The sequence below is a fragment of the Roseibium sp. genome, assembly GCF_025698965.1.
Taxonomy (GTDB): Bacteria; Pseudomonadota; Alphaproteobacteria; order Rhizobiales; family Stappiaceae; genus Roseibium.
Genome location: NZ_JAILWL010000267.1, coordinates 1 through 8,916, shown reverse-complemented (window position 1 = coordinate 8,916; position 8,916 = coordinate 1). Strand labels below are relative to the sequence as shown.

Below are 8,916 nucleotides of genomic sequence, written 5' to 3'. Positions count from 1 at the left end.
GATCATGCCGGGATCAGCGTGCATGAGCAGCTTCTCCTCGGAGCTGGAAGGAACCCTGATATTCTGATCCGCCATTTCCGCCAGCGGTTCCATGAAGTCGACAATATCGCGGATGAGTTCAGGCAGTTCGAAATCCTGATAAGAAGCCGTTCCCGCGCTTGCCTCGATGCGGGAGATGCGCAACACGGTCTCGATGATTGAATTCAGCCGCTGCACCTCATCCTGAGCCGCCTCGATATCTTCGCGCGGGCTTCTATGGCTTTCTATCTTGTCCAGTGCCTGGTTAAGCGAAATCTGCGCATTGGAGAGCGGCGTCTTGATATCATGCGCGATGGAGGAAGCAGTCGACTGCATGCCTTCCATCAGGCGGGCCAAACGGTCCAGATGCCAATTGACCTCGCCTGAAATGCGATCGATCTGATCGTTGTCTTCGGAGACTTCAAGTCTGGCATCGATCTCTCCCCTGGAAATGTCCTGCATGACGATCTCCATGGCGCGCAGCTTTCGCAGGGATTTCCGGCTGGCAAAATATCCAAGCAGCAACGTGCAAAGCGTGATCGCGCTTCCCAGGAAAATGAGCCAGAACACCAGCCATTCTCTTGCAGCGTCAATGATGTGACTGCTGCGCCCGACGACAAGGGTAAGGTCATCGAGAGACACACGCTTGAGATAGAAACCTTGAGGGGTTTGCGCTGCGTGTGCGTAGCTGATCTCGGTTTTCTGCCAGCCGATATTCGGCGGCATCGAGGTCAGTGACCCTGCCAGCCGCAGACCGCCGCTGTCGAAGACCCCGGTGGCATGCCCAACCGGCAGAGCGTGCTGCGTCAGGTTGTTGACCGCGGTCACCAGTCCGGCCTGTCCCTGGGCGCGGTAGATCTGTTCAAGCAGAACGATCTCTTCTTCCGACTGCGCCCGCAATTCGCTTTCAAGCGTGTTGGTCACAGCCAGCACAAGCAGCGCTCCGGCCACTACGATCATCACGATGAAGGCGCACGCAACCTGCAGTGAGGATTTGAAGGCCAGACCCGACCTGATATCAGCGGGGCGCACGGAGCGAATACCCGACATTGCGTATGGTCTGGATCAACGGAACATCGAACGGCTTGTCGATTTTCTGGCGCAGTTTGCTGATATGCGTTTCAACGACCGAGGTTCCCGGATCGAAATTAAAACCCCAGATCTTCTCAAGCATCATGGTGCGCGTGACGACCCGTCCGGCGTTTTCCATCAGCAGCTGCAACAGGGCAAACTCCTTCTGTTGCAATTCAATCGGCACGTTTTTGCGTTCCGCCGTGCGAGCCAGGAGGTCCAGTCTGAGGTCATGGACCTTCAGTTCCGTCGTCGCTGTCGTCTCCTGCGGACGACGCGACAGGGCAGTGATCCTGGCCAGCAACTCGGAAAAGTGAAACGGCTTGACCATGTAGTCGTCACCGCCTGCAAGCAGACCATCCACCTTGTCGTCGACATCCCCCAGAGCCGTCAGGAAGATCACCGGAAGTTTGCTCGTGGTCGCCCTGAGCGCTTTGACAAGTGACAACCCATCCATGCCCGGCAGCATCCGGTCGACAATCGCAAGATCACAATCATTGTAGAGACAGTAAGTGAGAGCCTCGCGGCCATCTGTCAGCCAGTCGACAGTATGCCCGTTCTCGACGAGCCCGTTACGGATGTAATCCGCCGCCTTTTGATCATCCTCTGCAAGCAAGATCTTCATTCAGGTATCCAAGACGTGATGCCGTCTTTAAGTGATATCAGCGGAATTGCAATATGCAAACACCTGAAACCTAAACAGGAATGGCGACACAGAACGTTGAAATGCCACGCAGCGACATGACGGACAGATATTCAAAACCCCGGCAGGGCGTGTTTATTTGACCAGGGCAATTCGCGGCTGAAGCTTTTGGATGCTCTCGCTGTCGTCCAGAGGCCGGTGCGCCTTGAAGTGATCTTTCAGGAAAGTGACAAACGCCCTGAGACTGGGAGCCATGCCTCGATGCGGATGAAAAACCGCATTGAACATGACTGACGGCCCACGCCATTGCGGCAGAACCGCTGCCAATTCACCCGTTGCAACATGCTCCCGGGCAAGCCATGCCGGCAACAGAGAGACCCCCATTCCCGAGATTGTCAGGCTCAGGACAGCTTCATGATCCTTTACACCGACCCGCGGCAAAACCGTTACCTCTGTGGCATCGTTTCCACTTGTCAGTTCCACCCGCAAAGGACCGAACCCGGTCCTGCTGGCAACGAACGCATGCGCCTCGAGATCTGCTGGGGATCTGATCTCGTCGGTCGTCCCAAGATAGCCTGGCGCTGCAAACAGATACTGGCTGGAGGACCCCAGAGGCACCGCGCATAAGGTGTCATCCTCGATCTCTCCCTTACGAACCGCGACATCACACCGTTCTTCGATCAGATCCACCTTGCGGTTGCTGAACGCCACATTGAGCCGGATATTGGGATAGGACTCCAGGAATTTAGGCAACAGCGGCAGGATGAATGAGCGCCCAAGCGTTTCCGGCAGACTGACATTCAAAAGCCCGCTCGGAGAAGAATTCATCGCCATCATGGCGGCATCCGCGGCACGCCCTTCCGCGACCAGCCTGGCGCAATATTCGTAGTAGACGCGCCCGCTCTCCGTCAGGCCGATCTTTCGCGTTGTGCGATGGATCAATTTTAGGCTGAGCCGGTCTTCAAGCGCGGAAATTCGCCTGCTGACATTCGACTTCGACATATTCATCACATTCGCGGCGGATGTGAATCCGTTGTTTTCCACCACAGCTGCGAACACAGCCATATCTGTCAGTAATTCAGGGTCCATATTATCCCGCTCACGCAACAAACTGTTTCAATCTTTTATATTGTTTAGCTCAGGAATGCAATTAGACTGATAAAAATTAAAAAAGAGCCTGAAAATAATCTTTTCGCGGTCTCAGATAAAAATATCGACAAAAATTGAAACTCAGTCACGTTCGGCATTTCGGGAGGAAATCGATGAACAGGAAGACAATCACCAATCTCTTGGGCGGGGTTGCCCTGACCGCTGTGAGTATCCTCGGAGGAACGACGGCCGCCTCGGCTGTCGAGCTGCCTTGTACCACTGCCAAACTCATTGTTCCCTGGGGTGCTGGAGGCGGCACCAGCGTGATTTTCGGCATCTTCGAAAAGGCAATCGACTCCTCAGACGCACCCGTCAAGGTCAAGGTCGTGACCGTACCCGGCCAGGGTGGCGCCAAGGGAGCCAAGGAGGCACACGCGGCCAAGCCGGACGGCTGCACCTTGTTCGCGATCCACCAGCACCTCCCGGTCAACTACATCAACGGTGTTACCGACTTCAGTTGGGACGGGTTCGAGCCGGTCGCCATGCTGACGGACACCCCGGAAATCATCGGCGCAGGCGGTCATGTCCCGTATGAGGATCTGGAGGGCATGCTTGCCGCAGCGAAGGAAAACCCCGGAGCGATCCCAACAGGTGTTTCCATGGGGGCGACCAGTCACTTTCTCTGGATCATGCTTGGTGCGAAGACCGACACGGATTACGCCTATGTCCCCTTCCAGGGCGGCACGGCTGGGCGCATCACTGGTCTGCTCAACGGATCCATCGACCTTGGCGGCATCAACATGGCGGCAGCTCGTACCCAGCGCGGCGACGGTAAACTGAAAGCATTCGCTATCGCCGCCGACGAACGCAATCCGCTGATCCCGGACGTGCCGACGCTCAAGGAAAAAGGTGTCGACATGACCTATTCCCTGACCCGGGGCGTTATGCTGCCTAAGGGAACTCCGAAGGAAATCGTCGATTACTGGGCCGGTGTATTCAAAGCCCCAACCGAGGACCAGGAATTCGTCGACGCCCAGGCAGCCAAAGGCACGGCCGTCGTCTATCTCGGACCGGAAGACTATGCGGCATGGTGGGAAGGAACTGAAAAGGAGTTCCTCGACGCTGCCAAGGCGCTGAAGGTTGGCCGCTTTCAATAATGCGAACGCCACCTTGCACTAAACAACTGCGGAACCATGCCTTGTTCTTGAGGCATGGTTCCTCATCTCCTCGGAAGTCTTGAAAATGTCACTCAATCGAGACGCCTTTGTTGCGGTGTTTTTTCTGTTTTTGTGCGCGGTCATGTTCACCGCCTCCACAAATCTGCCGCCGGCCATGTTCGGGCAGATGTCACCGGCGCTCTGGCCGCGAATTATCCTGGTTCCACTGGCCCTGCTGTCCGCACTGCTGCTGATCCAGTCACAGCGTCATCCGGTCGAGACAGAACGGAAGACGTTTTCCGAATGGCTTCAATACAACAAGAACCCGTTTTTCTGTTTTCTGCTGTTCTTTCTGTTTCTCGTTACGATGCCTATTGCCGGCATGCTGCTCGGCGGATTGGCCTATGTCTTTTTGACCCTGAATGTGCTTGGAGGCTGGAAGCCCAGCCAACTTGGTCTTCACGCAGCCATTTCCGCCGTCTTCGTTATTGGAATGTGGGCGATCTTCACCCAGCTGCTAGGCGTTCTGTTGCCTGAGGGCGAAATCCTTAGGGTGTACTGAGACATGGGTCTTTTTGAAAGTCTGGCAAGCGCCGCACCCGAGCTTTTCACCATCAAGACCATGCTCCTGATGATGGTCGGGACCATGGCTGGCCTGATCGCAGGCGCCATTCCCGGTTTCACCATTGCAATGGCTGTTGTCCTGGTCCTGCCATTCACGTTCTCGATGACACCGGTCGAGGGCCTGGCCACGATGATCGCCGTCTATGTCGGTGGACTTTCCGGTGGTCTCATGTCGGGCATCCTGACTGGAATTCCGGGAACACCTTCCTCGGTCGCCACCACGTTTGACGGTTATCCGATGGCGCGTGGAGGCAAGCCGGGTCTGGCCCTTGGCATTGGCGTTTGGGCTTCGTTCTTCGGCGGCGTCATCGCCTCCATCGTCTTGATGGTGGTCGCACCGCAACTCGCAATGATCGGCCTGGAGTTTCAGCCGGTCGACTATTTTTCGCTGATCCTTTTTGCCCTGACCGTCACAGCAAGCATGGCGGGGGATCAGATCCTGAAAGGATTGATGGCAGCCTTGTTTGGCCTCTTGATCGCCACTGTCGGCAGCGATGTGGTGTTCGGTCAGCCCCGCTTTACCTTCGGAATCGATTCAGTCGCGCAAGGGTTCGCCTTTCTGCCGGTCCTTGTAGGACTGTTTGCCTTCAGCCGTCTTCTGGGGGATGTGCGCACTTCCGAAAAGGCACATCAACGCCTCGGCGGAAACGAGGCGCACGCGGTTCACATCGATTATCTGGGAGCGGCCCGAGAGGTGATCAGCCGGTGGGGCAACATCCTACGTTCCTCCCTGATCGGTGTCTTTGTCGGTGTTCTGCCGGCTGCAGGCAGCACCATTTCCAACATCCTCGCCTATGATCAGGCCAAGAAAACCAGCAAGGAGTCCGACAAGTTCGGAACCGGTGCTGTGGACGGCATCATCGCGCCGGAATCCGCCAACAACGCAACGGCTGGCGGTGCGCTGATCGTCATGATGGCTCTCGGTCTTCCGGGGGACATCATGACCGCCATCATGCTCGGGGCATTGCTGATCCATGATGTGATCCCCAGCCCTTCTTTCATATCCGACGAGCCTCAGATCGCCTATTCGATCTTCCTGGCCTTCTTCGTCGCGAACTTCATGATGCTGTTCCTGCAATCCTTCACGCTGCGCGGCTTTGTCCTGATCACCAAGGTGAAAATGTACATGCTGGCGGCGGTAATCCTGTTCTACTGCTCAGTCGGCATTTTCGCGCTCAACAACATTACCTACGACATGTGGACCCTGTTCATATTCGGTATCATAGGATTTGTCCTGCGCGCACTCGGTTTCCCGATTGTGCCAATGGTTCTCGGTGTGGTGCTTGGCGGAATTGCCGAAGCCCGCCTCAGTCAGGTCTTCGCCCGTTCGGACGACATCATGGTCTTCATCAGCCGTCCGTGGTCGCTGTTCTTCCTGCTGCTGGGATGCTTCTCACTGGTCTTCCCGTTTTACCAGAAGAACATCGGCAAGATGTCGTGGACCCGGTTCTTCGTCCCGGCATTGCTTCTGGTGCAAGCCGTACCGGTATTCATGATGCCCGGCATCGCCCGCCCGGCAGTTGCGATTCTTATGGCCGTCACCGGAGCACTGATGATCCTTTACCGATTGCAGAACACCACAAACCCGGTTGCGGGCGAACCTAAACAGTCATCTGATTAGTTCCACCTCAGGAGTAAACTTCATGGATTTGGGAATCCGCGGAAAGACCGCGCTGGTGCTCGGCGCATCCCAAGGGCTGGGCCGCGCAATTGCAGAAAAGCTGGCAGAAGAAGGCGCCAACGTCATTTTGACGGCCCGCAGCACGGAAAAACTGCAGGCTCTTGCAGAACAGCTTGCTCTGGAACACGGCATCTCTGCAACACCTCTCGCTCTGGACCTGTCAGACGCGGAGGCAGTTGCAGAATTTTGCGATCGTGTCCGCAGCGAACTCAAACCCGATATCCTACTGAACAATGCAGGCGGACCACCGCCTTCCCCTTCGCTGGGTGTAACCGGTGATATCTGGCAGCGCTCTGCGCAGACCCTTCTCTTCAGCCTGTTCCAGATCACGGAAGCAGCTGTAGAAGGCATGAAGGATCAAAACTGGGGCCGTATTCTTGCGATCGGCTCCTCCGGCGTCGTTCAACCCATTCCCAATCTGGCGGTTTCCAATACCATTCGTGGTGCCATGGCCGGGTTTTGCAAGACATTGTCCAACGAGCTTGCCGGGCACGGCATCACCGTAAACATGATTTTGCCGGGCAAGATCGACACTGACCGCGTTGGCCAGCTCGATACCGCACGTGCCAAACGTGAAGGCAAATCACTTGAACAGGTTCGCACGGAAATTGCCGCCTCTTTGCCCGCCAGGCGCTATGGCCGGCCTGACGAGTTCGCAAGTGTCGCAACATTTCTTCTGAGCGACCCTGCCGGATATGTGACCGGTCAGATGACCCGTGTCGACGGCGGTATGATCAAAAGTATCTGATTGGGAACATCGACATGTCGAGCGTACTGGAAATGCAGTCATTGACCGCACGGGAAGCCAAACCGGCCCGTACTGGAGGGCGCATCCTGGCCGATCAGCTGCAGCTGCTTGGCACCGACACGGTCTATTGTGTGCCGGGAGAAAGCTTTCTCGGCCTGCTGGAGGGGCTCTATGCCCAGAAGGATCAGATAAAGGTCGTGACCTGCCGGCACGAGTCCGGCGCCTCTAACATGGCCGATGCTTACGGCAAGCTGACCGGCAAGCCGGGCATCTGCGCCGTGACACGCGGTCCCGGCGCAACCAATGCCTCGAACGGGATCCACACCGCATTTCAGGATTCCACGCCGATGATTGTTCTGATCGGCCAGGTCGGACGCAGCATGCTGGACCGAGAAGCCTTTCAGGAAATCGACTACCGACGTATGTTCGGGCAAATGGCCAAATGGGTCGTCCAGATAGACGATCCGCGCAGGATCCCGGAATATCTGGCGCGCGCCTGGAAGACGGCTTTGTCCGGACGTCCCGGACCCGTTGTGCTGGCCTTGCCTGAAGACGTTCTGACGGAAACCGCAGTCTGCGAGAACCTGCGCCCCACCCCTCTGCCGAAAGCCGCACCGGCACCGGACGCGATCTCATCTCTTGAGCAAATGCTGAAGAAGGCAGAAAAACCGCTTCTCGTCCTGGGCGGCCCTTCCTGGAGCCAGGCATGTACGGAAAAGGCCCTTGCATTTGCCGAAAGGACGGGGCTTCCCGTCGCCACCACCTTTCGCTGTCAGGACTACATCGACAACAGCCATGAAAACTATGTCGGCGTGATCGGCATTGCCCCCTTGCCCAAGCTGCGCAAACGCCTGCTTGAGGACGTTGACCTGCTGATAGCTGTCGGGCCTCGCTTCGGCGAGATGACGACCCAGGGATACTCCCTGCTCGGCATCCCGACGCCGCGCATGACATTCGTGCACGTCCACCCGGGCCCGGAAGAACTCGGTCAGGTTTATCAGCCGAACCTGTCAATTGTCTCGGATCCCGAGCTCTTTTTCGATACGGCAAATCTCATCGAATGGAACGAGGGCACAGTCCGTTGGGCAGACTGGCGACAGGACCAGCGCAAGGACTACATCTCGTTCCTTCAGCCGACGGATGTTCCCGGTCCGGTCAACATGGGTCGGATTATCCGGCATCTGACATCGGCAATGCCCGCGGATACCGTAATTTCGAACGGTGCCGGCAATTATACGGTCTGGGTACATCGCTTTCATGAACATCTCGCCTATCGAACGCAACTCGCCCCGACCAGCGGGTCGATGGGCTACAGTGTTCCCGCCGCCATTGCAGCGAAACTGCAGGCACCTGAGCGGGAAGTTGTTTCCATCGCCGGGGACGGGTGTTTCCTCATGACAGGTCAAGAACTTGCAACAGCTCACCAGCACGGTGCCGATATCATTTACATCGTCGTCAACAACGGCATGTACGGTACAATTCGCATGCATCAGGAACGCCACCATCCCGCCCACGTGATTGCAACGGATCTGGTGAATCCCGACTTTGTCGCCTACGCGTCCTCCTTCGGCATTAAAGGCGAACGTGTCGAAACCACCGGAGCCTTTCCCGAAGCCCTGCAGCGGGCGCGCTCCACAAAGGGCGGTTACCTGATCGAGATCGTTGTGGACCCGGAAGCGCTTACTCCAACACAATCGCTTTCAGCCGCACGGGTCCAGGGTGAGAAAACACTCGCCGCGAACGCCTGAAGGGCACAGATTCAGCCCCGCAATTTCAGATAGGAAAATCGGAAAAGACAATGATCGTTGAGCAGCGCATTTACTCCCTCCAGATCGGCGCCGTGCCGGAATATCTGAAGCTCTATGAAAACGAAGGCCTGGCAATC

General features: G+C 56.7%; 8 protein-coding genes. 5 read left to right on the top strand and 3 right to left on the bottom strand.

Annotated elements, in window-relative coordinates; genetic code table 11:
* From K5905_RS20080 to K5905_RS20070, 3 genes are all read right to left on the bottom strand, one after another.
* Positions 1–1,068: histidine kinase dimerization/phospho-acceptor domain-containing protein (locus K5905_RS20080; RefSeq protein WP_297586934.1), on the bottom strand; the 1,068-nt coding region annotated here is incomplete at its 3' end.
* Positions 1,037–1,714, bottom strand: coding sequence for a response regulator transcription factor (locus K5905_RS20075; RefSeq protein ID WP_297586933.1), 678 nt, complete (start codon positions 1,712–1,714; stop codon positions 1,037–1,039). The genes K5905_RS20080 and K5905_RS20075, both read right to left, overlap by 32 nt.
* A gap of 153 nt (positions 1,715–1,867) precedes the next feature.
* Complete coding sequence (locus K5905_RS20070) at positions 1,868–2,821, bottom strand: LysR family transcriptional regulator (RefSeq protein ID WP_297586932.1); 954 nt, start codon at positions 2,819–2,821, stop codon at positions 1,868–1,870.
* A gap of 173 nt (positions 2,822–2,994) precedes the next feature.
* Between K5905_RS20070 and K5905_RS20065 the strand changes: the two genes are divergently transcribed.
* From K5905_RS20065 to K5905_RS20045, 5 genes are all read left to right on the top strand, one after another.
* Positions 2,995–3,978: a tripartite tricarboxylate transporter substrate binding protein gene (locus tag K5905_RS20065; protein WP_297586931.1), complete on the top strand. Its 984-nt coding sequence runs from the start codon at positions 2,995–2,997 to the stop codon at positions 3,976–3,978.
* Positions 3,979–4,063: 85 nt separating this feature from the next.
* Positions 4,064–4,540 carry a tripartite tricarboxylate transporter TctB family protein gene (locus K5905_RS20060; RefSeq protein WP_297586930.1) on the top strand — a complete coding sequence of 159 codons (477 nt, stop codon included), beginning with the start codon at positions 4,064–4,066 and terminating at the stop codon, positions 4,538–4,540.
* Positions 4,541–4,543: 3 nt separating this feature from the next.
* Positions 4,544–6,223, top strand: a complete 1,680-nt coding sequence (locus K5905_RS20055; protein WP_297586929.1) for a tripartite tricarboxylate transporter permease — start codon at positions 4,544–4,546, stop codon at positions 6,221–6,223.
* A 22-nt stretch (positions 6,224–6,245) separates the two neighbouring features.
* Complete coding sequence (locus tag K5905_RS20050; RefSeq protein WP_297586928.1) at positions 6,246–7,031, top strand: SDR family oxidoreductase; 786 nt, start codon at positions 6,246–6,248, stop codon at positions 7,029–7,031.
* Between the two features lie 14 nt (positions 7,032–7,045).
* The gene (locus tag K5905_RS20045) at positions 7,046–8,779 is read left to right on the top strand and encodes a thiamine pyrophosphate-binding protein (protein ID WP_297586927.1); all 1,734 of its coding nucleotides are present in this window, start codon (positions 7,046–7,048) and stop codon (positions 8,777–8,779) included.
* The last annotated feature ends 137 nt before the right edge of the window (positions 8,780–8,916 follow it).

Excerpts from the sequence above, each read along its gene's own strand:
- K5905_RS20070 (WP_297586932.1), bottom strand. The coding sequence starts at position 2,821 with ATGGACCCTGAATTACTGACAGATATGGCTGTGTTCGCAGCTGTGGTG.
- K5905_RS20075 (WP_297586933.1), bottom strand. The coding sequence starts at position 1,714 with ATGAAGATCTTGCTTGCAGAGGATGATCAAAAGGCGGCGGATTACATC.
- K5905_RS20050 (WP_297586928.1), top strand. The coding sequence starts at position 6,246 with ATGGATTTGGGAATCCGCGGAAAGACCGCGCTGGTGCTCGGCGCATCC.
- K5905_RS20065 (WP_297586931.1), top strand. The coding sequence starts at position 2,995 with ATGAACAGGAAGACAATCACCAATCTCTTGGGCGGGGTTGCCCTGACC.
- K5905_RS20045 (WP_297586927.1), top strand. The coding sequence starts at position 7,046 with ATGTCGAGCGTACTGGAAATGCAGTCATTGACCGCACGGGAAGCCAAA.
- K5905_RS20055 (WP_297586929.1), top strand. The coding sequence starts at position 4,544 with ATGGGTCTTTTTGAAAGTCTGGCAAGCGCCGCACCCGAGCTTTTCACC.
- K5905_RS20060 (WP_297586930.1), top strand. The coding sequence starts at position 4,064 with ATGTCACTCAATCGAGACGCCTTTGTTGCGGTGTTTTTTCTGTTTTTG.